The organism is Aliarcobacter vitoriensis, assembly GCF_003316695.1.
Classification (GTDB): Bacteria; Campylobacterota; Campylobacteria; order Campylobacterales; family Arcobacteraceae; genus Aliarcobacter; species Aliarcobacter vitoriensis.
The window spans coordinates 56,682-81,305 of sequence record NZ_PDKB01000005.1 but is presented as its reverse complement, the minus strand read 5'-3'; the positions used below and the strand labels follow the sequence as shown (position 1 = coordinate 81,305).

24 protein-coding genes are annotated in these 24,624 nt (G+C 26.1%); 5 read left to right on the top strand and 19 right to left on the bottom strand.

Annotated features, from left to right (window positions below; translation table 11 throughout):
- Positions 1 to 43: 43 nt before the first annotated feature.
- From CRU91_RS03975 to CRU91_RS03940, 8 genes are all read right to left on the bottom strand, one after another.
- On the bottom strand, positions 44 to 976 hold the full coding sequence (locus CRU91_RS03975) for a tRNA dihydrouridine synthase (protein ID WP_113893625.1): 933 nt from the start codon (positions 974 to 976) through the stop codon (positions 44 to 46).
- Positions 976 to 1,989 carry a hypothetical protein gene (locus CRU91_RS03970; RefSeq protein ID WP_113893623.1) on the bottom strand — a complete coding sequence of 338 codons (1,014 nt, stop codon included), beginning with the start codon at positions 1,987 to 1,989 and terminating at the stop codon, positions 976 to 978. Before CRU91_RS03970 ends, CRU91_RS03975 begins: the two co-directional genes overlap by 1 nt.
- 53 nt (positions 1,990 to 2,042) lie before the next feature.
- Positions 2,043 to 2,498 (bottom strand): 23S rRNA (pseudouridine(1915)-N(3))-methyltransferase RlmH, encoded by a 456-nt coding sequence (locus CRU91_RS03965; protein ID WP_113893621.1) that lies wholly within the window; start codon positions 2,496 to 2,498, stop codon positions 2,043 to 2,045.
- On the bottom strand, positions 2,488 to 3,099 hold the full coding sequence (locus CRU91_RS03960) for a thiamine phosphate synthase (protein ID WP_113893619.1): 612 nt from the start codon (positions 3,097 to 3,099) through the stop codon (positions 2,488 to 2,490). Before CRU91_RS03960 ends, CRU91_RS03965 begins: the two co-directional genes overlap by 11 nt.
- Before the next feature lie 3 nt (positions 3,100 to 3,102).
- Positions 3,103 to 3,969 carry an acetyl-CoA carboxylase, carboxyltransferase subunit beta gene (gene accD, locus CRU91_RS03955; protein ID WP_113893617.1) on the bottom strand — a complete coding sequence of 289 codons (867 nt, stop codon included), beginning with the start codon at positions 3,967 to 3,969 and terminating at the stop codon, positions 3,103 to 3,105.
- A 10-nt stretch (positions 3,970 to 3,979) separates the two neighbouring features.
- Positions 3,980 to 5,191, bottom strand: a complete 1,212-nt coding sequence (gene metK / locus CRU91_RS03950) for a methionine adenosyltransferase (RefSeq protein WP_371317903.1) — start codon at positions 5,189 to 5,191, stop codon at positions 3,980 to 3,982.
- A 181-nt stretch (positions 5,192 to 5,372) separates the two neighbouring features.
- A complete protein-coding gene (glmS, locus tag CRU91_RS03945) occupies positions 5,373 to 7,175 on the bottom strand; it encodes a glutamine--fructose-6-phosphate transaminase (isomerizing) (protein ID WP_113893612.1) in 1,803 nt (600 codons plus the stop codon).
- A 61-nt stretch (positions 7,176 to 7,236) separates the two neighbouring features.
- A complete protein-coding gene (locus tag CRU91_RS03940) occupies positions 7,237 to 8,010 on the bottom strand; it encodes an inositol monophosphatase family protein (protein ID WP_113893610.1) in 774 nt (257 codons plus the stop codon).
- Between the two features lie 63 nt (positions 8,011 to 8,073).
- On the opposite strand from CRU91_RS03940, the gene CRU91_RS03935 reads away from it, so the two are divergent.
- Entirely contained in the window at positions 8,074 to 8,643 is a 570-nt protein-coding gene (locus CRU91_RS03935) for a YkgJ family cysteine cluster protein (protein ID WP_113893609.1), read from the top strand.
- A 22-nt stretch (positions 8,644 to 8,665) separates the two neighbouring features.
- Here the strand turns inward: CRU91_RS03935 and CRU91_RS03930 are convergent, their stop codons facing one another.
- The 11 genes from CRU91_RS03930 to CRU91_RS03885 form a co-directional block, all read right to left on the bottom strand.
- Positions 8,666 to 10,630 (bottom strand): TonB-dependent siderophore receptor, encoded by a 1,965-nt coding sequence (locus CRU91_RS03930; protein WP_268876309.1) that lies wholly within the window; start codon positions 10,628 to 10,630, stop codon positions 8,666 to 8,668.
- 187 nt (positions 10,631 to 10,817) lie between these two features.
- Positions 10,818 to 11,024, bottom strand: a complete 207-nt coding sequence (locus tag CRU91_RS12215; protein WP_222718389.1) for a hypothetical protein — start codon at positions 11,022 to 11,024, stop codon at positions 10,818 to 10,820.
- Positions 11,025 to 11,251: 227 nt separating this feature from the next.
- Entirely contained in the window at positions 11,252 to 11,827 is a 576-nt protein-coding gene (folE, locus tag CRU91_RS03925) for a GTP cyclohydrolase I FolE (protein WP_113893607.1), read from the bottom strand.
- Between the two features lie 27 nt (positions 11,828 to 11,854).
- Positions 11,855 to 12,805 (bottom strand): magnesium/cobalt transporter CorA, encoded by a 951-nt coding sequence (gene corA, locus CRU91_RS03920; RefSeq protein WP_113893605.1) that lies wholly within the window; start codon positions 12,803 to 12,805, stop codon positions 11,855 to 11,857.
- 11 nt (positions 12,806 to 12,816) lie between these two features.
- On the bottom strand, positions 12,817 to 13,995 hold the full coding sequence (locus CRU91_RS03915; RefSeq protein WP_113893603.1) for a type II secretion system F family protein: 1,179 nt from the start codon (positions 13,993 to 13,995) through the stop codon (positions 12,817 to 12,819).
- The gene (locus CRU91_RS03910; RefSeq protein WP_235826943.1) at positions 13,995 to 15,353 is read right to left on the bottom strand and encodes a GspE/PulE family protein; all 1,359 of its coding nucleotides are present in this window, start codon (positions 15,351 to 15,353) and stop codon (positions 13,995 to 13,997) included. The genes CRU91_RS03915 and CRU91_RS03910 overlap by 1 nt, the downstream gene beginning before the upstream one ends.
- Positions 15,328 to 16,047: a hypothetical protein gene (locus CRU91_RS03905; RefSeq protein WP_113893599.1), complete on the bottom strand. Its 720-nt coding sequence runs from the start codon at positions 16,045 to 16,047 to the stop codon at positions 15,328 to 15,330. The genes CRU91_RS03910 and CRU91_RS03905 overlap by 26 nt, the downstream gene beginning before the upstream one ends.
- Positions 16,025 to 16,909, bottom strand: coding sequence for a hypothetical protein (locus tag CRU91_RS03900; RefSeq protein ID WP_113893597.1), 885 nt, complete (start codon positions 16,907 to 16,909; stop codon positions 16,025 to 16,027). The genes CRU91_RS03905 and CRU91_RS03900 overlap by 23 nt, the downstream gene beginning before the upstream one ends.
- 64 nt (positions 16,910 to 16,973) lie before the next feature.
- Entirely contained in the window at positions 16,974 to 17,858 is an 885-nt protein-coding gene (gene era / locus CRU91_RS03895; RefSeq protein WP_113893595.1) for a GTPase Era, read from the bottom strand.
- 58 nt (positions 17,859 to 17,916) lie between these two features.
- Positions 17,917 to 18,630, bottom strand: coding sequence for a hypothetical protein (locus CRU91_RS03890; protein ID WP_113893593.1), 714 nt, complete (start codon positions 18,628 to 18,630; stop codon positions 17,917 to 17,919).
- Positions 18,631 to 18,632: 2 nt separating this feature from the next.
- Positions 18,633 to 20,012, bottom strand: coding sequence for a YifB family Mg chelatase-like AAA ATPase (locus CRU91_RS03885; protein ID WP_113893591.1), 1,380 nt, complete (start codon positions 20,010 to 20,012; stop codon positions 18,633 to 18,635).
- Positions 20,013 to 20,156: 144 nt separating this feature from the next.
- Here CRU91_RS03885 and CRU91_RS03880 point away from each other — a divergent pair, with 144 nt between their 5' ends.
- The 4 genes from CRU91_RS03880 to CRU91_RS03865 are packed head-to-tail and all read left to right on the top strand — an operon-like array spanning position 20,157 to position 24,624.
- Positions 20,157 to 20,867, top strand: coding sequence for a TnsA endonuclease N-terminal domain-containing protein (locus tag CRU91_RS03880; RefSeq protein WP_113893589.1), 711 nt, complete (start codon positions 20,157 to 20,159; stop codon positions 20,865 to 20,867).
- Entirely contained in the window at positions 20,864 to 22,813 is a 1,950-nt protein-coding gene (locus CRU91_RS03875) for a Mu transposase C-terminal domain-containing protein (RefSeq protein WP_113893587.1), read from the top strand. The genes CRU91_RS03880 and CRU91_RS03875 overlap by 4 nt, the downstream gene beginning before the upstream one ends.
- An 8-nt stretch (positions 22,814 to 22,821) precedes the next feature.
- Positions 22,822 to 23,700 (top strand): TniB family NTP-binding protein, encoded by an 879-nt coding sequence (locus CRU91_RS03870; protein ID WP_113893585.1) that lies wholly within the window; start codon positions 22,822 to 22,824, stop codon positions 23,698 to 23,700.
- Between the two features lie 3 nt (positions 23,701 to 23,703).
- On the top strand, positions 23,704 to 24,624 hold the full coding sequence (locus CRU91_RS03865; protein ID WP_113893583.1) for a TniQ family protein: 921 nt from the start codon (positions 23,704 to 23,706) through the stop codon (positions 24,622 to 24,624).

Genomic DNA, 24,624 nt, shown 5'->3' with positions numbered 1-24,624 from the left:
AAGTGTAATATTTTATCTAAATAACTTTTTATATATATTAAATTTAAAAAAAGCTATCAATTAAATCTCTCATAACATCTACATCTGAAACTTTATTTACAATATCTCTAAACTCATTTGCTCCAGTGTAACCTTTTGAGTAAGCATGCAAAAGTTTTCTAAATATTATAGCTCCATAATTGCCATGAAACTCAAGCATCTTGTCATAATGTTCTAAGATTATCTCTTTTTTTATACTATTATCAATATCCTCAAGACCATGTTTTAATTGATAAAATACCCAAGGTTTTCCAATAGCACCTCGTCCTATCATCACTCCATCAGCTTTAGTATATTCTAAGACTTCTTTAGCCTTAGCATAATCTTTTATATCACCATTTGCAATAACAGGAATTGAGATAGCTTCTTTCATCTGTTTTATTGCATCATAATCAACTGGTGCTTTATATTTTCCAGCTCTTGTTCTTCCATGAACAGATACAAAATCAACTCCACAAGCTTCTACTACTTTTCCTATTTCAACTGGGATTTTTTCATTTACTCCAAGTCTTACTTTTGCACTCGTATACTGTTTTTTTGAGTATTTTTTTACTGTACTTAAAATTTCTTCAAGCTTATTTAAATCACCAAGTAGGTTTGAACCACTTCCATGATTAAATACTTTTGGAGCTGGACAACCACAGTTTAAGTCAATTCCATCAATGCCTTCAACATCATTTAGTATTTCAACAGCTGCTTTTACTAAATCTACACTATTTCCTGCAATTTGAACAAAATATGGATCTTCACTTGGAGATTTTTCTACCATTTTTAGAGTTCTTGCACTTTTATATACTAAAGCATTTGAACTAATCATTTCTGAAATAGTTAAATCTGCACCAAATTTTTTAACAACACTTCTAAAAGGTAAATCTGTATAACCTGCAAGTGGTGCTAACACCACTAAAGGTCTTGTAAAATCAAGTTTTTTTTCCATTATTTATATGATAGAGTTTCTAAATTGTAGTGTTTTCCAGCATCTTTTAAATCTAAAAGAGCTTTAAATGCTAAGAAGTCTTCTTCAGGTGAATTTGCTAAAGTTTCTCTTAATTTATCAATCATCTCTAATTCACTTAAAACATATAAATTTGCAGTTGTTGCTTCGTCAAATTCATTTGATAATTTTTCAAAAATATTTATCAATCTATCTGGGTTTAACTCTTTTTGATAAAGTTTTGCTAGTTCTAAATAATCATTATTTGTAAATTCAACATTTTTTACAATTTCTATAATTTCTTCATCAGTAAAACCAAACTCTTTATTATCAATATCTTTTTTTAACAATTCAAAAGCCAATTCTTTATCAAGTTTGATATTTTTATAAAGCTTTTTAACAGTTGTCATACTTTTTTCTTTGATAATATTTTTTAAAGCTATTTTTACAATATCAAAATCATAATTATCCGCTTTTTTAACAACATCAACAGCAAAATCAACTTGTTCATTTATTTTATTTATCAAGTTTTTCTTTGCAATTTCAGAATTTGTCTCAAGTTTTACAACTTTTTCACTAACATATTTTCCATTATTAATATCTTGAATAGCAGTAACAATTCTATTAAAATCAGGATTTGTAGAGTCAAAGCTATTTTTTGTAACACTTAAATCAAAAGCACCAAAAAGTTCTGCTATATTCTTAAATTTTTGTGTTCTATATACAGCTTTTGTATCTTTTCCTAATAGTTTTGATTTCAAAATATCAACCGTTGTATCCAAATCAGAATCAACAAATTTTTGTTTTATATATTTTATAAAACCATAAAAAATTATGTGTAAGTATGTAGCAACCATTAAAAATAATACTGGTAATACTATCCATACTGCAACAGGAAATGTAAAACTATTTCCAAAAAATGTAAGTGTATACTCTCCTAACTCTAAACTATATGTATATCCAAATAATAGAATAAGAAATAGTATTGTAGCTAAGATATAAAGTTTAAGACCCATATTCTGTCCTTTTTGTATTTTACGAGTTTCTATTATACAAGAAAATATATAAATTATTTATGATATGGATGGTTGTTTTGGATACATAAGGCTCTAAATATCTGCTCTGTTAAAACAATATTTGCTATTTTATGTGCAAAAGTTAATTCACTAAGAGATATAACACTATCACATTTAGCTAAAAAATCCCTTTCAAAGCCAAAAGCTCCACCTATAAAAAAATTTATTTCATTCTTATCTTCTATTAATTTTGAAAAAGCATAAGTATCAACTTTTTTACCTAAAACATCTAAAGCTACATTAAAGCCTTTTAAAAGTGGCAAATAAGTTTTTGTATATACTTCTTTAGCTTCTTTATCCCCTATACTTTGTGCTTTTGCTATATCTTTATTAAAGATATAATGAACTTCAACTTTTGCATATTTTGATGACATTTTTATAAATTCTTTTATAATTTTATCAAAATCATCAGTTGTTGGTTTCAATATTGCATAAATATTAATTTTCATCTAAAAATGCACTTCCTACAACATTGAATCTTATATTTTCTATTATATCATCAACTTTTACTCCACCTATTGCACAAACTGGATGTTTTGATATTTTTGCCAAATATGAAATTTTATCTCCTAAAATTGTATCAACATCTTTTGTTGATGTATTTTTATAAGCACCTAATCCTATCATATCAATATCCAAAGAGTTTGATTCAAGAATTTCAATTTCATTATGAGTTGAAAGCCCTAATAGTTTATTTTTTATTTTTGCCCTTAAAAGCTTTATTGCTATTTTTTTATCTTTATGAATTTTAAAAAAATCTTCTTGTCCTAAATGAACCCCATCTGCAAAATCTATAAGTTCAATTTTATCATTTATAATAATAGGAATATTTAGACTAGATTTTAAATATAAAAGATTGTTTTGTTGAATTTCTAAAGATGATATTTTATCTCTATATTGTACTAATTTTACATCTTTTTTTTTACATAAATCTACAAATTTTTCTAAAGACATATTCCTTTTTAAAAGTGTTTCATAATCGCATAAAACATATAAGTAGTTAAAAGCTTCAAGTTTAAAACCTAAAGCTTTTTCTAAATTTGAAGTCATGTTCTAACTAATTTTCTCTTGATTAAAAATTGTTAATAAATCAGTAATAGTTTGTTTCATTTTTTGTCTATTAACAACCATATCAATAGAACCTTTTTCTAGTAAAAACTCTGCTCTTTGGAAGCCTTCTGGTAAATCTGCTCCGATAGTTTGTTTAATAACCCTTTGTCCAGCAAATCCGATCAAAGCTCCAGGTTCAGCCATGATAATATCACCCAAAAATGCAAAAGATGCCGAAACTCCACCCATTGTTGGATCTGTTAAAATAGAAATATATGGTAATTTTTCACTATCAAGTTTTTTAAGTGCTGCTGAAGTTTTTGCCATTTGCATTAAAGCAAAAGTTGATTCTTGCATTCTTGCACCACCCGAAGCTGATACTATGATAACTGCTTCTCTTTTTTCTATTGCTCGATTTACTGCTCTTACAATCTTTTCACCTTCAACACTACCTAAACTTCCTCCCATAAAAGCAAAATCAAAAACAACAAGTTGAACTGGAATTTGATTAATTTTACACTCTCCACTTATAACTGAAGATGTTCTTCCTGTTTTCTCAAGTCCCTCTTCTACTCTTTTTTTATAAGATAGTTTATCAACGAATTTTAAAGGATCATTTGGCTTTAAAGAAGCATCAAATTCAACAAAACTATTCTCATCTGCTAATATTTCTATTCTTCTTTTTGCACCAATTCTCATATGAAATGAACATTTTGGACAAACATTATCTTGATTCTCTACTTCTTTAAAAAACATCAAAGCACTACAAGAAGGACACTTCACCCAGTGGCTTGGTGCATCTTTTTTTGTTGCTTGTTCTTTATCTTTATTATCAAATGAAATTTTGCTAAATAGATTTCTTAAATCCAAAATTTTCTCCTTATTTTATATTCTCAAACTTATCAAGTTCATCAAGTTTTTCCCATGGATAATCAGCTTGTCCAACTTGGCCTCTTGCAGCTACATCTGCATAAAGGAAAGTAGTAGAACTTGGTTTATCCAAATTAAACTTTTGAGTTATCCATCTTGGCGTTAAAGCAAATGTATCCATTACAAATTGTGATAATTTGTCATCATTATGTTTTGTATACGTTCCCATAGTATCAACTGAAACAGATGTTGGTCTTGCAACACCAATAGCATAAGATATTTGAACTATTGCTTTTTTAGATAAGCCTGATGCAACTATATGTTTTGCTATCCAACGTGCCGCATAAAGTCCACTTCTATCAACTTTTGTATAATCTTTACTACTTTGAGCTCCACCACCAATAGGTGCATATCCACCAAAACTATCAACAATAAGTTTTCTTCCTGTTAGTCCACTATCGTGTAAAGATGAGTGATTTACATATCTTCCTGTTGGATTTATATGAATAATTGTATTATTTTTATCATATAAATTTGAAGGTAATCCAGAATTATCAATCAATCCTTGAATAGTCTTTCTAACTTCTTCAATAGTCATACCTTCAACACAAGGTGCTGATACAACTATTGTGTGAATTTTCTGTGGTTTACAATTTTCAAAATTCTCTTTTGTTTCATAATCAACAGTAACTTGTGTTTTTATATCAACACCAAATTTATCATTGTTTTTTAGAGCATAATTATAAACTGTATCACAAAGTTTTCTTGCATAAACTATTGCTGCTGGCATATATTCATCTGCTTCATTTGAAGCAAATCCAAACATAATTCCTTGATCTCCAGCTCCTATTTCTCCAGTTGTTTGATCAACTCCTTGACTTATATCTGGGCTTTGTTGATTTAATAAAACTTGAACTTTTACTTCATCAGGGTGCAATGCTTGTTCTTTTGTGAATGCACTTTTCCCATCATATCCAATTTTTGCTAATGTATCTTTTACTATTTTTTCATAATCATTTTGTGATAATTTTGCATTAGATTTTACTTCACCACCGATAACTATATGTTTTCCAGCTACAAATACTTCACTTGCAACTCTACTATTACTATCTTCAATTATTAATCTATCAACTATAGAGTCTGCTATGATATCAGCACATTTATCAGGGTGTCCAGGGCTTACAACTTCACTTGTAAACAGATATTGAGATTTTTTTTCCATTTTGTTTTCCATCCTTTGTTTTCCACAAGCTTTAGCTTGATTTGTTTTCCATCTTTTGTTTTCCATTTTGTATATCTTATAAAATATTTAAGAAAATTAAAATAAAAATTTAAAGAATCAGTTTTCTCATTTTGAGAAAAAAGTTCTTAATTTTATCTAAATATAACTTATATTTTTAAAATTATTCAACAGTTACAGATTTTGCTAAGTTTCTTGGCATATCTACATCATTTCCAAGTCTTATAGAAATCTCCATAGATAAGAGCTGTAAAACCACTAACATTTCAAAAAATTCAAGCATATAATGTTCACTTTTATTTATTTTGATAAAATCATCAGCTAAATCAAAATCCAGTGGCGATATAGCACAAATTGTACTATCTCTTGCACTTAACTCTTCAACATTTGATTTTATTTTATCATACAGCATATTTTGTGGCATAAGTGCAATTGTAAATAGTTCTGGATCTGCAAGAGCGATTGGTCCATGCTTCATCTCTCCAGCTGGATAACCTTCCGCATGTAAATATGAAATCTCTTTTAATTTTAAAGCACCTTCTAAAGCAAGTGGATAGAAAACATCTCTTCCTATAAAGAAAAATCCATGCCCATGTAAATATCTTTTTGATAGTCTTTTTGCTTTTTCATGTATACTATCTTCTATTTTTAAAGATTTTGGAACTTCTCTTAAAGTTGAAACCTCACTTTGAAGTTTCTCTTTTGAAATACTATTTCTTATTTTTCCAAAATACAAGCTTAACATCCATAAAACAACTGTTTGAGTAGAAAATGCTTTCGTAGAAGCAACACCTTTTTCTATTCCAGCTCTTGTTAAAATAGTCGCATCAGAAACTCTTGTCATAGAAGAGTTATCAACATTACAAACAACTAAAGTTCTAAGTCCTGCATTTTTTGCCATTTTTAAAGCTTCTAAAGTATCCGCTGTTTCACCACTTTGAGAAATCACAATAAAAAGAGTATCAGTTGTTAAAAGTGGCTCTTTATATCTAAACTCACTTGCAACTTCAACAGAACATTTTATTTTTGACAATCTTTCAAACAAATAAGAAGATGTAATTCCAGCATGGTATGAAGTTCCACAAGCACAAATTTTTATCTCATTTATCCCATCCAATATTGAAGGATTTATCTCATCAAAATTTATCTCACTATCTTTTATTCTTCCAAGCATACAATCACTCACAACATCACTTTGCTCATAAATCTCTTTTTCCATAAAGAATCTAAAACCATTTTTTTGAGCAAATTGTTTAGAAGTTGGAAGCTTTGACCATAATACATTTTTATTAAAAAACTCTATGTTTGAAGCCGTTGCAACTCCACCCATTCTATCTTCAAGATAAACTACATCTTTTGCTAGTCCTATCAAAGCTGAATCAGATGAAGCAAATAAAATCTCATCTTTTTCATTTCCACGAGCAACTATCATAGGACTTCCAAGTTTATAGAAAAATACTTTTTCTGGTTCAACTTTTGTAATAAGCAAAATTGCATAAGCACCTTCAAGTCGCTCTATTGTATTTTGGAAAGCCTTTGTTGCATCATTTAGTTGATTATAAAAACTTTCAAAAAGATGTACTATAACTTCTGTATCTGTTTGAGATACAAAATGATGACCTTTTTGTATAAGTTCATCTTTTAACTCTTTATAGTTTTCAATAATTCCATTATGAACAACATAAGAGTATTCACCTAAGTGTGGATGTGCATTTAGTTCTGTTGGTTTTCCATGAGTTGCCCATCTTGTGTGTCCGATACCTAAATAATAATCTTGTTTTGGTACAGAGTTTACTTTTTCTTCAAGATTTACAAGCTTTCCAACTGCTTTAAAAACATCAATATTATCATTTTGTAATAGAGCAATACCAGCACTATCATATCCTCTATATTCAAGCTCTTTTAAACCATCCAATAAAATCTTTGTAGTATCTTGTTTCCCAATATATCCAACTATTCCACACATAAATTTCCCTTAATTTTATATATTATTTCATTTTAAAATCTAAGATTATATATAAATCTTACTAAATATCAAGTTTTGATAAAAGTTGATTGTGTATTTTGCCGTTCGTCGCAACAATATATTTATCTTCAAATAGATTATATTCTCCACCACTTATATTTGTGATTTTTCCACCAGCTTCACTTAATATCAAAACTCCTGCACTAACATCCCAAGGTTTTAAATTCATCTCATAATAACCTTCAAAAGTTCCCTTTGCAACCATACACAAATCAATAGAAGCACTTCCTAGTCTTCTTAAATCTTGACAATGTGGTAAAACATCTTTGATTTTTTTCAAAACATCATTTAAATCATCTTCATTTGAACCACTTGTATATGGAAATCCTGTGGCTAGAAGTGATTTTTGTAAATCTTCTTCTGTACTTACTTTTAATTCCTTACCATTTAAAAATGCACCTTTTCCAACTTTTGCAACATAAAGTTCATCTAAAATTGGATTATAAACAACAGCTAAATATGGCTTTTTATTTTTGTAAACTCCAACAGATATAGCAGTATGAGGAACTCCATTTACAAAGTTTGTAGTTCCGTCTATCGGGTCTATTATAATTGAATTATTAAATTCTACTTTTGAGTTATCTGACTCTTCAGCGATTATATTAAACTCTTTAAAATGTTTGCTAAAGTGTTTTTTTAAATAGTTTTCAACAGCAACATCATATTTTGTAACTAAATCTTTTTTTGCTTTAAAAGTTACATCTTTATTTGAATAAAAACCTTTTTTTAAGATTTTTCCAGCTTTTTTTATAATTTTTATTAGTTTCTTTTTCACTATTTTTCCTAAATTTTTTTGTATTTTATCTAATTGAAACAAAATATATGTAAAATCTCGTTTATGAAAGATTTTATACCTATTTCAAATCAAACTTTTACTTTTGGGGATTGTAAAAATTGCCAAGCACAATGTTGTAGTGGCTTATATGGAAGTATATATTCTCAAATATTAAAAGAAGAGTTTGAAACTGTTTACAAAAATTTTCCTATTTTATTTATCTTTGGTTCTTTAGATTTTATAAAACCTGTAATTTTGCTATCAAATGGCTTTGATTTTTGTCCACATTTAAAAAATTTTAGATGTACAATTTATGAAAATCGCCCAAAAGTTTGTAAAACTTATCCTTTGAGTCCACATTTGGATAATCAAATCTATATAGATATTTCTTGTCCTGAACTAAATAAAGGGACAAATAAACTAAATTTTAAAGATGAGATATTTGAAAATTATTGCGAAAAATATATCCAAACTCACTTTGAATTTGAAAATCTTAAAAGAAAAGATTTTCAACTTGTTTGTACAATAAGAAATGAAAATTTTTATAAATATATGGGAGATGAAAACTCTAGTTATCTAAACTTCCATAAGCTTTCACTTGAAAGTTTAGAAAAACTAGAATTAAATTTATAAAAAAATTACTTTATTTCACAAATTAAAACTTCATTTGAACAGAAGCATGAATCGTTCTTCTATCACCTAAATAATTACTACTAACCCAATATTCTTTATCAAAAGCATTATTTACATTTAATCTAAAAGTCAAAGGATAAGTTGTCGCATTTGTAGTATATCTAGCACCAAGATTTACCAATGTATAACTATCTATTTTATCAGTATTTAGATTATTTCCATAGAAACTTCCAGTATAGTTTGCTCCACCATTTACTGCAAAATCAATAGTATCAAATGGAGTATATTCTAAATATAGTTTTACGAAATTATCTGCAACATTACTAGGTCTTTTACCTTCCAAAGCAGGATTGTTTTTATTTTCCTTTACTTTTGCATCAAGTATAGTAAAGCCTCCAAGAGCTGTTAGATTATCTGTGATTTTACCAGTTGCTGTAACCTCAAATCCTTTATGAACTTGTCTTCCATCTTGAACATATTTTGGTTTTGTAATATCATCATTATCATAAAATTCAAAAGCTTTATCTATTTCGAAATAAGTAGCTGTTAGGAGTGTATTACCTAAAGTAAGTTTTGCTCCAACTTCTATTTGGTCACTTTTAACTGGTTCCATCATCTCATTTGCATTTATAACTGCGTATCCACCATAAGTATCACCAGCTATTCCACCCATTTCTAAAGCTTCCATATATGTTGTATATAAAGTTAAATTTTCTATTGGTTTATATACAAGTGAAGCTGATGGAGTCAATTTACTTTTTTTATAGTTATCATCTTTATATTCAAATTCAACATAATTTGCTCCTACAAGTAAATCCCATTCTGGACTAAAACTTATACTATCTCCAATAATATAGTTTGTACTTTTTAAATATTGTTCATTTTTAAAAGTTGAAGTAATAGAATCTTTCATAGGTTCACTATGATATGTTGGATTATTAAAAGATAATCCAGTCACAGTTACATTTGCAGCAGAAGAATAGCCATATCTATTCCCACTTGTTTTTGATTCACCTTTTTGCATTCCAAGAGTCAATTGATGTTCTACTCCAACTGTATCAAAGTCAAAATCAAAGAAAGCATTTACACCATAACCATCTCTATCTTGTAACCATTCAGAATTATCTGTATATTTGCTATAAGTTCCATCTGATGATATACGTCCAGAAGACTGTACACCTTTGCGTGTCAAAGTTTCGTTCATATAAGCCGCTCTAAAATTTATATTGTCATTGATATTCCATAAAAGATTTGTACTATATCTTCTTGTTTCTCTATCATTAAATGTCCACTTTTCTCCCCAAAGTTTATTTGCATCTATTGTTTTTGCACTTGGTCTTTTTACTCCACTACTCAAGTTCCATGACATAGGCATTCCATCCATTCTATATTTACTATCTGAAACTGTTGCTTGAAGAAGTAGATTATCCGTTGGTTTATAATCAAGTGCTAGATTTATCATTTGTCTTTCTATACTTTGGTGTTCTATATGAGTGTCATTATCTTGACTAACTACATTTAGCCTATATCCTAGTTTTCCATCTTCAGTTAATGGGCCACCTAAATCTATATGAGTGTAGTATCCACTTTTACCCCCTGCATTACCAAGTGTTACACTATGCTGTGCTTTTGAGGTTGGTCGTTTTGGAATATAATTCATAATTCCACCTACACTATCTCCCCCATATAAAAACCCAGTTAAACCAGTAATAGTTTCTATTCGTTCAAACTCTTCAGAGTTAGCATTTTCAAAATATTGCCATTTTTCTCTTTTCATACCATCAAAAGCAGCTGTGTTAATACTAAATCCTCTAAGATTTATAGGATTCCACCATTCTCTTCCTTGATTTGTAACAGAATGAACAACAGGATTTATTTTATAGATTGAATCAACTGAAGTTGCTTGAATATTTTGTATTAAATCTTCTGTGATTACATTTATTGATACTGGTGTATCTTGAAGTGATTTACCTTTCCAAGGTCCTATCTCTGAAGTTTCATCTACAAGGTAGCCTGATTCTGCACTTCCATTTTTATAATTAGAACTAGAAACAGATATTTCATCTAAAACAGTAGTATTACCAAAGTTTTGATATTTTGGTTTTTCTATTATGTAAATTATACTATCTTCTTCGATAGCTTTGAGATTATGTTCTTCTAGTACACTATTTAGATTACTTAATACCGTACCCCCCCCCGAAACTCAACTTTTCTGAATCTACTATTTTATTCTTCAAATCTTTTGATTTTGAAATATATGTTACATTATATTTCTTTACTATATTCTCTACTGCTTCTTGCAAACTTATCTCTTTTGCATTTAACATTGTTCCACTTAACATCATTGATGCTAAAACTGAAATGAAAATCTTTCTTTTCATCCTAAATCCTTTGTATTAATTTTGAGAATTTGTTTCTCTATATAGTAAGACGATTAACTTGAAAAAAATGGACAATTTTTGCAAAAGAATTTTGAAATTTGTTAGCCAGAGTTACCTTTGGTAACAAAAATAGATGAAATTAGTTATTTTTATTTTTAGATTACTTGGATTATAAAAAAGTAAAACTAAAAACTTTTTTCTAAAAATAGAAAAAAGTTTGAATAGTTTTATTTACGAAAAGATGAAGAAGCTACGATTGATAAAAACTCATCTTTTGTTTTTTTATCACTTTTAAAAAGTCCTCTTAAAGATGAAGTTACTGTTGTAGAACAGATTTTTTCAACTCCTCTCATTTCCATACACATATGTCTTGCATCTATCATAACTGCAACACCTTTTGGTTTTAAGTGTTCATTTAAAGCTTCACAGATTTGTTCTGTCATCTGCTCTTGAATTTGAAGTCGTCTTGCAAAAACATCTACAACTCTTGGGATTTTAGAAAGCCCTACAACTTTTCCATTTGGAATATATGCAACATGTGCTTTACCAATAATAGGCAACATATGATGCTCACAAAAAGAGTAAAACTCTATATCTTTTACAACAACCATCTCATCATTTGTTGATGTAAAGAGTGCTTTTTGTATGATTTCTTTTGGATTCAATTGATATCCACTAAACATAAACTCATAAGCTTTTCTAACACGCTTTGGAGTATCAAGTAAACCTTCTCTATTTATATCTTCTCCAACATACTCTAAAATATTTTTTACTGCATTTTCGAAATTTATCTCATTATTCATAAAAATTTATTCCTTTCATATTTAAAATTAGATCCATCCTTTTTTCTTAAATATTATCAATGGACTAACTGCTGCTAAAACCATAATTCCTATTGAGAAAAGATAACCATATTCCCAATTTAATTCTGGCATATTTACAAAGTTCATTCCATAAATACTCGCTATTAGCGTTGGTGGTAAGAAAATAACATTTACAATTGTAAATATTTTAATAACTTTATTTTGTTGTACACTCAAAAGTCCAACAAAGATATTTTGTAAATAATCTAATCTTTCAAAATTAAAATTTGTATGTTCAATCAAAGATTTAATATCTTTTAACATTATTGGTATCTCTTTTTTCTCATCTACAAATTTTTGAGATTTTATCAAAGAATTTAGAATTCTTTGCTTATCTGTAAGATTTTCTCTTATTTTCATATTCAAATCTTCAAAAGTAGATATTTTTTCCAAAATATCTTCAGTATCTGAATCATCATGAAATACTTTTTTTCTCAAAACCGTTATATCTTTACTTAAGTTTTCAATAATATCAGCATCAGCATCGATTCTAATATCGATGATTTGACAAAAAATTGAATAACCATTTTTATACTCTCTTGGACTAGCTAATAATCTTTTCGTAAAAGTACTAAAACTTGCCAAATTCTTATATCTAACAGATATTAAAAGTTTTTCTTGAAGAATAAAAGATACCGTTTCATTGATAGGTTCATTTTTATCATTGATCAAGAAATAACTATTTATCTCAATTCTATTATCTTCTTCCCAATACCTAGAACTTAGTTCTATCTCTTCTGTTTCTTGTTTTGTAGGAAACTTCATATCAAAAAGTTCCTCAACAGCTCTTACTTCACTTGTTGTTGGGAAAAGCATATCTATCCAAATAACACTACTTTTATCTTCATCATTACTGATAAAATCAATCCCTTCAACTACTGTGAGCCTATTGTCTTTTTTTAAATAACAATTTATCAATATACGCTCCTTTATTGAATCATACTTCCCATATCCCAAATTGGCGTAAATATTGCAATTACAATGAAAAGAATTAAACACGCCATAAATATTAGAAATATTGGTTGTATCAATAAAATTAAAAAATTTACGCTATCATCAAATCTATTCTTATAAATCTTTTTAATCTCACAAATAGTAAGTTCCAAAGAGTTTGAAACTTCTCCTGTATTTAAAAGATTTAAAACAATATCATCAAAAATTTCTGATTTACTAAATGAATAGCTAATGGTTTTTCCATTTTCTAACAAATTATTAATACTATATATTTTATCCAACAAATATTTGTTTTTTAATAAAAGATGTGCAGTTTGAAAAGCTTTATGAAACTCATATTTTGATTTTTGCATTATGTCTATAACCAAAAATAGTTTATATAACTCGAAATTTAGGTATATTTTTCTTATTAATGGAATATTCTTCAATAACATTTTGGTTACAAGAAAATTGAATCTTGTGCTATATTTAGAAAGAAAGATATAAAAAAGTATGAGTAAAATTGGAGTTAATATTAAAAAAATAAAATACTCTCTAAAAAAATATTCCATATAAAGTAAGATTTTTGTAGCAAGTGGTAAATGATTTCCAGCTTGTGCAAAAATAGATTTAAAATTTGGTACAACTATCAAAAATATAGCAATAATTGAAGCAATAAAACTAAAACTTAAAAATATAGGGTATGAAATAGCTTTATAAAAACTCTTTTTCATCAATATTGACTCATTTAAAAAAATATAAATTGCTTCAATACTCAAACTTAAATTTGAACTATTTTGAGAAATTTCTAAAAAAGATTTTATGTTTGTATCTATTTTAAATCTATCTAACTCATTTTTTATAGGCTTTGAATTTGATAAAGAGTAATTTATAGTTTGCAAAAAATCTATAATATTTTTATCTTTTCTATTTTTTATCAAAATTTCCAAGGCATCACTTATATTTATATTTGCTTTTAGCATCAAATTCAATTCATAAAATATATCTTTCAAATTTTTTTCATCAATTGTGATTTTTTTGTTTAAATTAAAACTTTTTTGCTCTTTAATATCCAAAATATTTTTAGATATTTTTTGTTCTTCTAGTTCTGTATTTGTTACAATTTTAGTTTTTATTTGTCCATTTTCTTGATATTTGATTTTATATTTTTTCATCAAAAGTTTACCACTTTGTAAACTTCATCAATATTTGTAATCTTTTTATCAACTTTTTCTTTTCCATCATCAAGCATTGTTTTAAAATTGATAGTTTTTAAATACTCTTTAAACTCATTTAAACTTGCTTTTTGAAAAATCAAAGATGATATTTTTTCATCAACTTTTAAAATTTCAGCTATGGAACTTCTATCATAAAATTTTGTAAAATTACACTTTTTACAACCACTTGCCATACAACTTTTGCAATAAGTCAAAACCAATCTTTGAGCCATAATAGCTTTTAAAGTTGTAGATATTAAAAAAGGATCTGCTTTTAAATCAATCAATCTTGTGATTGTTTCCAAACAGTTTGAAGAGTGAATACTAGCTAGTACCAAATGCCCTGTAAGTGAAGATTGGAGTGCAATATCAAGAGAAAATTTATCTCTTATTTCTCCAATAAAAATGATATCGGGATCTTGCCTTAAAATATTTTTTAAAACAACTTCAAAACTAAGCCCTACTTTATTGTTTATAGGTACTTGATTTATACTATCTATTTTATATTCAATGGGGTCTTCAACTGTTATTATCTTTTTTTCATCACTATTTAACTCTTTTAAAATAGAGTATAAAGTTGTAGTCTTACCACTTCCTGTTGGACCAGATATCAAAATCAAACCTTGAGTTAGTTTTAAAACATCAAAAAGTGTAGAGTATATATCTTCACTCAAACCTAAAGTTTGAAGATTTTTATCTATGTTTTTATTGTCTAAAATTCTTAAAACTATTGATTCAGCGTCTATTGTTGGCATGGTTGAAAGCCTAAAATCATATTTTTTATCATCAATATATCGTGTAAATCTACCATCAAGAGCAAGGCGTGTTTGTGTCATATCCAAATTCGATATAAGTTTGACAAAAGATGAAAATATTTTAAGAAATTCAGCTTCAAAACTAAAAAATATTTTCAATCTCCCATCAACCCTAAATTTAAACAATACTAAATCTTTAAATTTTTCAATATGAATATCACTTGCTCTTTGTTCTATTGAATATAAAATAAGTTCATCTAAAAACTGTACAGTATATTTTTCAGAACTATTTTGAATTGTTGATTTTTGTGCAATTTTGTATAGATTTTTTCTACTTTCTAAATTTGATAATATAAATAAAATCTCAAATTCATCAACTTCAACATAAGTCAAAAGTTTTACAAAATCATCTTTTATAGTTGTTAAATTTGAGTTTTTACAAACTGCAAATTTCAAACTAATACTATCTTCACAAATCGGAATAATCAAATTTTTTATAAAATACTCTTGATCATATTTTTCAAATAAAGAGTAATCAATTAGAATTTTTAAAATACTCAATACTATTTACCTCCAATTTTATAATATTTTCATCTTTTTTTAATAAAACAAAATCTCTACTTATAAAATCAAGTTTGTAATTAGATATATAGTCGTTCAATTCCACCCAAGTATTATTTATAAAAGCATATTTTCCAACTATTGCACCAATTTCAAAATCAATTTTTTGACTATTTCCTAAATCTATTTTTTCTTCTTTTATATCTTCAATAGTTTCTGTTATTTCATCATTTTTGAGCAAATATTTTTGTTCTATTTTTTTGATATAAAACTTTGATATATCTATTCTTAAATCAAATAAATAATCATCAAATCCAACTTTTTTTAAACTCAAACTATAAATATTTGTAAAATTATTTAGAATTTCTATCTTATGTAAAAAATTTAATAAATCACTCTTTTTTGATTTTGCTTGTAAAAAAATATCATCTTTGCTATTTTCACTTTTTTGGATAAAAACATTGTTCTGTTTTGCTATTTCTTCAATATCATTTAAAAGTTCTAATGTTGATTTATCATATTTTTTATTTTCAAGATTTATTAATTCTATATTTTGAGCTTGGGCAAAATCTTCACTATTTTGTTGATAAAATAAAATATATATTAATAACAAAACCAATATAGGTAGTATATAAAGCTCTATTTTGATTTTTAAACTACTTGTTTCAAAGCTATTTTTGACTGAATTCAACATCTATTGTAGCCTCAAAAGTTTTACTATCTTCAATAAAATTTATAGAAGATGAAAATACATTTTTGCAATTTTCTAAAAAAAGATTTATATTCTCTTTTTTTTGTGAATTTAGAACAATTTTTGCCATATTTTGCCTAAATTCAAAAGATATCAAAACAATTCCATTTTTATCAATATTTTTTAGAATTTCATAAAAACTATCTTCAAAACTTCTAAAAGCATATTGTTCTTTTATATCTTCAATATTGACTATATTTTCTATTTTCTCTTCTACTTTTAGACTATTTTCATAGTAATAATATGAACAAAAAATAACTATAAAAATATAGAAAATATATATATAAAAACTCCAATCTCTTTTTAGTTCAATCTTTTTTAATGGTTCTTTTGAGTATTTTTTAGGAACTGTTTTTAGAAATTCATTTTTAAAATCTTTTAAAATATCACTATTTATCTGATGGATTTTTTCTATTTTTATTTTAAATTTTTTATCTAAAAATTGTAAAAAATCATCTTGATTTATATTCTGGCTTATTTTTTGGTAGTAATAAAATGATGAGTCTTTAAAAATAACAAAGAAATCATCACAAATAAAAAGTTCAAATCCATTAACTTTTTTATTTTTATAAATAGAGTAAAAAGCTTCAAATTCAAAATATTTAAAACTATTATCTATTATAAAAAACTGATACTCTTTTATATTTTCAATAAAATTTATATATATAGTATTGTTTGGATTTAAATTGATATTTTTTAATTTTAGATTAGATAAGACAAAATTTTTTAAATATCTTTCATCTATTTTTTCGCTAGTTTCGACCTCAAAAACAAAAATATCTTTTGATAAAGCAAATGTAGTCATATTTATCCCCTAGAAAATATAGAGCAAACATTTGAATTATATTTAAGCTATCTTGAAATTAAGATTAATTCTCTATTTCGTAACCCATAGATTTTAAAGCTTCTTTATTTTTTGTCCAGTTTTTCTTAACACTTACAAAAAGTTCTAAAAAGCACTTTTTACCACTAAGCTTTTCTATTTTTATTCTTGCATCTTTTCCTATTCTTTTTATGGCAGTTGCACCTTTTCCTATTATCATACCTTTTTGGGTATCTTTTTGCACTACAATTGTAGCTTTTATCACATCTACATTTGATTTTTCTTCTATTTTATTTACAACAACATCAGCTTCATAAGGTATTTCATCACTAATATTTTCAAAAATTGATTCTCTTATAAACTCTTTATAAATATCTCTTAAATGTTCAGTTGTCATAATCTCTGGGTCAAATAAATATGGATGTTCTGGCAAATATTTCACAACCTCATCTAAAATATCAGATTTTTTTGTAGCTCGTTTTATAGATATTGGTATCATCGCCTCATATCTATCTTGATATTTTTCATACTCTTTTAGTTTTACCATCAATTCATCATTGTTTATAAAATCTATTTTTGTTAAAAGTAATATGTGTTTTGTATTTTTTTTATTTTTTTGTAAAAAATCTTCATAATATTTTAAACTATCAGTAACTGGAGCTAAAAATAGTATCAAATCACAATCACCCATAGCTTTTAATGCTTCATCTAACATAAACTGATTTAAAAGTTTTTCTGTTTCGTGAATTCCTGGAGTATCTACAAATATAATTTGGTCATCTTCGTGCATAACTATGATATTTGACCTTTTTCTTGTAGCATTTGCTTTGTGTGAAACCATCGCTATTTTTTCACCAACAAGCCAATTTAGAAGAGAACTTTTACCTGCATTTGGTCGTCCTACAACTGAAACATATCCGCATTTTGTCATTATTTGCCTTTTTTAATAAATAGTTGTAATAGTAACATAATTTCTATAAGGCTTTATATTAGTGTCTATCAAACTTTATTCTTTCAAATGAATGTTCAAATAATTTAAAATAAATATTTTTATTCTGAATATCACCTAAATTTTTATCCAAAAAATATTTTCTAACTTTTTCATATTCATTATTTGTAGTAGGTAAAATATTTATAAATTTATCACCAGAATAAACTAATATTGCATCAAAAAATTTATATTTATAATTTTCATCTTTTAATTTATGAAATAAATATTTTGTAATTACTAAAAAAATATGCATGAATGGAATAATCAATAATATATAATAAGAATCTGAGAGTATTGCTATTAAAGGAAAAACTATAAGTAACCCAAATCTTTGATAAGATTTTAAGTTTTGGCTTTTATGATACATATCAATATATGTTTTCTTAATATTTGTTATTTCAGAAATTTTAATCTCTTCTATGATCTTGTTTTCGTGCATAAATTTAATATCAGTATTAGTTAAAACTATTTTTCGCTTTCCTCTTGATTTTATATAAGGTACCATATAAAAACTCATAGCAAACGGAATAATAATAAATAAATTTCTATACAATGAAGCTTCACTAATTTCTCCTGGATTATATTTATGATTTATATAAACAAATATTAAAACCGGAATTAAACTTATATTAACTAAGAACATAAACAAAGTATTATAATCTTTAATTTCAATTGGATTTTTATCATAATCTATTTTCTCATCTTCAATCATTATTACCTTCTTCTAAAATTTAAGCTTTTTAATAAATCACTTTTAGTGATAATATCATTGTTATTCAAGTCTGCAATAGTTCTTGCTACTTTTAAAACTTTATTTATACTTCTAAAAGATAGTGAGTAGTTTATCCTTGCTTTTTCAAGTATTTCTTTACTTTCATCATCTAAAATACAATACTTTTTTATATCTTCATCACTTAGTTTTCCATTTAACTCTTTTTGTCCCCTACTTTTTTGTTTGATAAAAGCTTTTATAACACTTTCGTGAAGTTCGGCTGAACTTACGATATTTTTATTGTCATTAAAACTATCATTCATCACCAAATACAAATCAATCCTATCCAAAAATGGTTCACTAAGCCTATTTTTATATCTTTGAATTTCAAGTTCATTGCACCTACACTCTTTCACACTAGAGAGCCTATTTCCACAAGGACAAGGATTGAGTGCTGAAACAAAGATAAATTTTGTTTCATAAAGCACTTTACTATTTACTCTTGAGATTAAAATTTTATTATCTTCAAGTGGTTCTCTTAAAGCTTCTATAATATTACTTGGAAAGTGTGGTAATTCATCAAAAAATAAAATTCCATTGTTGCTTAGTGCAACTTCGCCCATTTTTGAATTTGTTCCACCTAAAATTGAAGATTTTGTCGCTGTATGATGAGGACTTCTAAAAGCCCTTATTGGATAAAAATCTACATCTTTAAAATCAAGTGCTTGAAGTTTTGCTTTTTCCAAAATCTCTTCTAAACTCATAGGAGCTAAAATATATTGCAATCTTTTTGCAATCATAGACTTTCCACATCCTGGACTTCCTTCCATAATCAAATTGTGGTTTCCAGCTGTACAAATCATAGCTGCATATTTAGCCATATCTTGCCCTAAAACATATCTAAAATCTTCTGTATAATTTGTATCATAAAAATATTTCTCACCATTTAATTCAATAGTTTTATATTCTAAAATCTCTTTTTTATATAAAAATCTCTCTTTATTTTCAGTTTTTACAAACTCTATGGCACTATTTAGATTATTTACTACATAAATTTCAATATTTGGTATATTTGATAGTTTTATTGCACTATTTTCACAAACAACAACTTTTTTTAATAATCCTTGTTTAACCAAAGATAAAACCATAGGAAAAATCAATGTTGTATCTTTTATACTTCCATCGAGTGCCAACTCTCCAAAAAAATAAAAATCATCAAATTTTAGCTTTTGTTCATCAAAAAGTGCTATTTGTAAAGCAATAGCCAAGTCAAAATGTGTTCCTTTTTTTGATATTTCAGAAGGAGATAAATTTACAGTTATTTTTAGAGGTGGAAATTTAAAATTATTTACCAATAAAGCTGATTTGACTCTGTCTATCAATTATTAAAGTAAATTGGATTAAAATTGAAAAATATCAATATTAATAAGAAATTTTATCTAATTTGTTTGGATTATTTATCGAATTATATTGTACTAAGTTTATATTTATCAAATTAAATTAAATATTTTAAAAAGGAGAAAAGTTTGAATTTAAATGAACCATCAAGAAAAATACCAAAGAATTATAGAAATATTACAGGTAAAATTCCTAGTAAGAAATCAAATAGAATGATTAGCTTTGAATCAAAACTTGAAAGAGATTTCTTATATTTATTTGAATTTGAGAATTTTGTTATAAAAATACTTGAACAACCAATTACAATTGAATATTTTATTGATAATAAAAGATATACATATACTCCAGATTTTTATATAGAAACTCCACCAAAATACAATAACATTATTATAGAAGTTAAATATTACAATGAATTAAAAAAAATATTCTCAACTGAAAAACAAAAATATAAGGCAATGATTAGTTATCTTAAGAATAAAAATGTAGATTTTAAATTTTTTACTGATAGATGTCCTTATATTAAAAGTGGTGAATATAAATTTAATGTAAATTTTTTATTAAATTATGAAGATTTATCAATAGAGAATTATGAAATAATCTATAATTTATTCATACCACAAATTACAATTCAACAATTATTAGAAGAATATAGTAGTGATAAATTTAAACAACTTTCAATGATTTCAACAATTTGGGCAATGATTAGAAAAAAAATATTAATTGTTAATATGTATGAGAAACTTACACTTGAAACACAATTATTACAACTAAGACCTTATGATGAAAAACTTTATAAATCTCATCTTGAAGGTCTAGTATTTGAAGGATATTTATTATGAGTTTAGAAATAAGAGAAGGAAATAAAGTTTACAAACTTAACAATGAGTATGTAATTATATCAATTATAGATTTTAACTATGTTTTTGCAAAAAGCACTGCAACATTTGAAACAGAACGTATTGCAATTAAAGATTTAGCATCTAAACCTTTAGATATGCAAAAAATAAATGTATGTGAAGATTTATCTTTAATACCTAAGAAAAAACTGGACGAAGCTAGAAAAAGATATGAGGCAATAAAACCACTTATAGGGCTTAATTCAAGAAAAGAAATTGAAAAAAGAGCGAAAGAATTAGAAGTATCACCAACTACTCTTTATAATTGGCTAAGAGATTATAATTCAACTGGGCAGTTAAGTTCACTTGTTCAAACAAAAATAAAAGGTGGAAAAGGTCAAAGTAGATTAACAAATGAGCAAGACGAGATTATTGATATTGTTCTAAAAGAATATTACCTCACTAATTTAAAACCAACTGTTTCAAGAACTTATGAAGAAGTTGTTATCAGATGTAAAAATGTAAAAATAAAACCACCATCTGAAGTTACGGTAAGAAGAAGAGTTAATTCACTATCTGAAAAATTAGTTTTAAAAAAACGTATTGGTAAAAATGAAGCAGAAAAATTAGATATTAATAAAAAAGAGTATCCTGATGGCTTATATCCTCTTCATATACTACAAATTGACCATACAAAAGTTGATATTATTCTTGTTGATGATGAATATAGACAAGAATTAGGTAGACCTTGGATTACAGTAGCTATAGATGTATATTCAAGAATGGTTGCAGGATTTTATATTTCATTTGAAGCACCAGGATATTTTGGTACAGGTCAGGCTTTATATAATGCAATAGTACCTAAAGATGAAATTAAAGAAAAATATCAATTTACATCAGATTGGAATGTTTGGGGTATTCCAAAAGCTTTACATATGGATAATGCAAAAGAATTTAGAGGAATTGATTTGCAACACACTTGTGAAGAATATGGAATTGATATAATCTGGCGTCCAGTTGCAAGACCTCGATATGGAGCTCATATTGAAAGACTACTTGGAACTTTAAATGATTATATTCATGCACTTGAAGCTACGACTTTTGGAAACATTTCTGAACGTAAAAATTATAACTCTGAAAAAAAAGCCAATATGACTCTTAATGAATTTGAAAAATGGCTTACTCTTTTAATTGCAGATGTATATCATAAAAATATACATTCTCAATTAGAAATGTCTCCTATTCAAAAATATCGTGATGGAATTATGGGAACACCATCTCAACCACCAAAAGGATTACCAAAAATTGTTGAAGACAAACAACTTTTACAAATAAATTTACTTCCAAAATTTGAAAGAACTATTCAAAAATATGGTATTCAACTTGATACAATTTATTATTATCTTAATGTATGGATTGAATCATTTGAAATGATAAGAGGTAAAAAAATCAAAAGAAAATTTATTATAAGAAGAGACCCAAGAGATATTAGTAAAATCTGGTTTTACAACCCTGATTCAAAAAAATATTATCAACTTCCATATAGAAATTCAAGATTACCAAAAACATCTATTTGGGAATTTACAGCTGCACAAAAGTATTTAAAAAAACAGAAAAATATAGAATATGATGAAAATGAGATTTTTGAAGCACTTATAAAACTTAGAGAAATTGCTCAAGAAGCAAAGAATAAGACAAAAAGCCATAGAAAAAATATTGACAGAGTAAATAAACTCAACAAGAATACTCATGAAAAAAATAGTATTCATAAAATATTAATTTCAAATAATGATTTTAATTCAGAACCTTTACTTAATAAAAATACACCCATTAAAGAAGAATGGTTTGATTTAGAAAAAGTAACCCCTTTTAGTGGAATTGATGATTCTTCTATCTCTAAAAATAAAAATATCATACTCGATGATATTGATGACTCTATTGAATTTTAGGAATATTTATGTTAAGTACAAATCATTATAATAGTCTTACTGATATAGCAAAAGAATTTTTAGATAAATCAATAGATGAAAGAATAAAAAAATGTAAAGAACAAGTTTGGATTCCATATCCACAAGCAAATAATATTCTTAATGAATTAGAAGATTTATTTGATTATCCAGATAAAGAAAGAATTCCAGGATTACTTATTATTGGTGATACAAATAATGGAAAAACAACTATTATTAATAGATTTATGAATAATCATCAAAGATATTTAGATATTACTAATAAAATTCCAGTTATTAAAATCTCAGCACCTATTTCACCAAGTCATAATGCTTTATATGAAAAACTTTTAGATGCATACTATATGCCTTATACAGTAAATGAATCAGCTTCAAGAAAAGAAGCTCAATTAAAAAAAGTCATGAGTGATGTAGAAACTAAAATGATTATAATAGATGAATTTCAAGATATTTTTCATGGAAACATAATACAACAAAAGAAATTCTTAACAGCAGTAAAACATCTAAGTACAGATATGCAAATACCAATAGTAGGTGTTGGTGTTTGGGAAGTACAAAGTGTTATAACAGCTGACCCACAACTTGCAAATAGATTTGAACCTATTGAATTAAAAAAATGGAATCCAGATATTAATTTTGCAAAACTATTACTTAGTTTTGAAAGCACTATTCCTTTAAAGGAAGCATCAAATTTATATGAAAAAGAACTTTTCAAATTAATTTATAATATGAGTGAAGGATTAATTGGTGAAGTTGCAAGAATATTACAAAAAGCATCAATTTTTGCACTTAGAAATGGAAAAGAAAAAATAGATATTGATGTACTTAATTCAATAAATTTTACTAAACCATCTATGAGAAAAAGGTAAGCTATGAATATTCCAACTCCTTATTATGATGAATTATTAACATCTTGGTTATTTAGAATTTCAAGAGCTAACTATACAAGAATTTCTGTTATTGTAGATAAATTATTTAAACTTAAAAGATTTTATGAAAGAGATTTTGATTTATATAATTTCTCAAAAATTGAGTTAAATACATTTTATGAAATAACAAAATTATCTAATATTGAAGAATTACAACTTAGAAAGTATAATGGTTTTTTAGAAGAAAATATTGATATAAAAGGTAGAAAACGATGGATATCACCTATTTCAAGTACTTCTTATAAAAATATTTTTTATAGTACAAGGTTTTGCCCTAAGTGCTTAGAAGAAAACAATTATTTGAAACAAGAATGGAGATTAATGATTGTAAATATTTGTGAAAAACATTTATGTTTCTTACAAAATCATTGTCCAAACTGTAAAAAAGGGTTGAAATATCCAAATTTGTATTATGAACAAAAACTTTCAGAATGTCATAATTGTGGATTTGATTTAATAAAATCAGAAATAGTTAAAATCAAATCAAATTCATTCCATATTAAAATACAAGAAAAACTATTAAAAATTTTAGAATCTGGATACTACAAAATTAATCAAAGATACTACTATTCAATTGGATTATTTTATTTACTTAGAATTATTGTTAAAAATGTAATGAAAAGTAGAAATATTAAAATTAAATATATTGAAACATTAGAACCAAGAACTTTATCTTTTTTACTTTCTTACTCAATTGTATTACTACAAAATTTTCCATCAAGAATAAATCGATTTTATAAAAAAAATAAATTTTCAAACATAAATCGAATATTAGATAAATATAGGTATGAAAAACAAAATATTCCTGCATGGTATTTATCAAATATTCAATATAACACTATCTCTACAAGATGGTATTTTTAA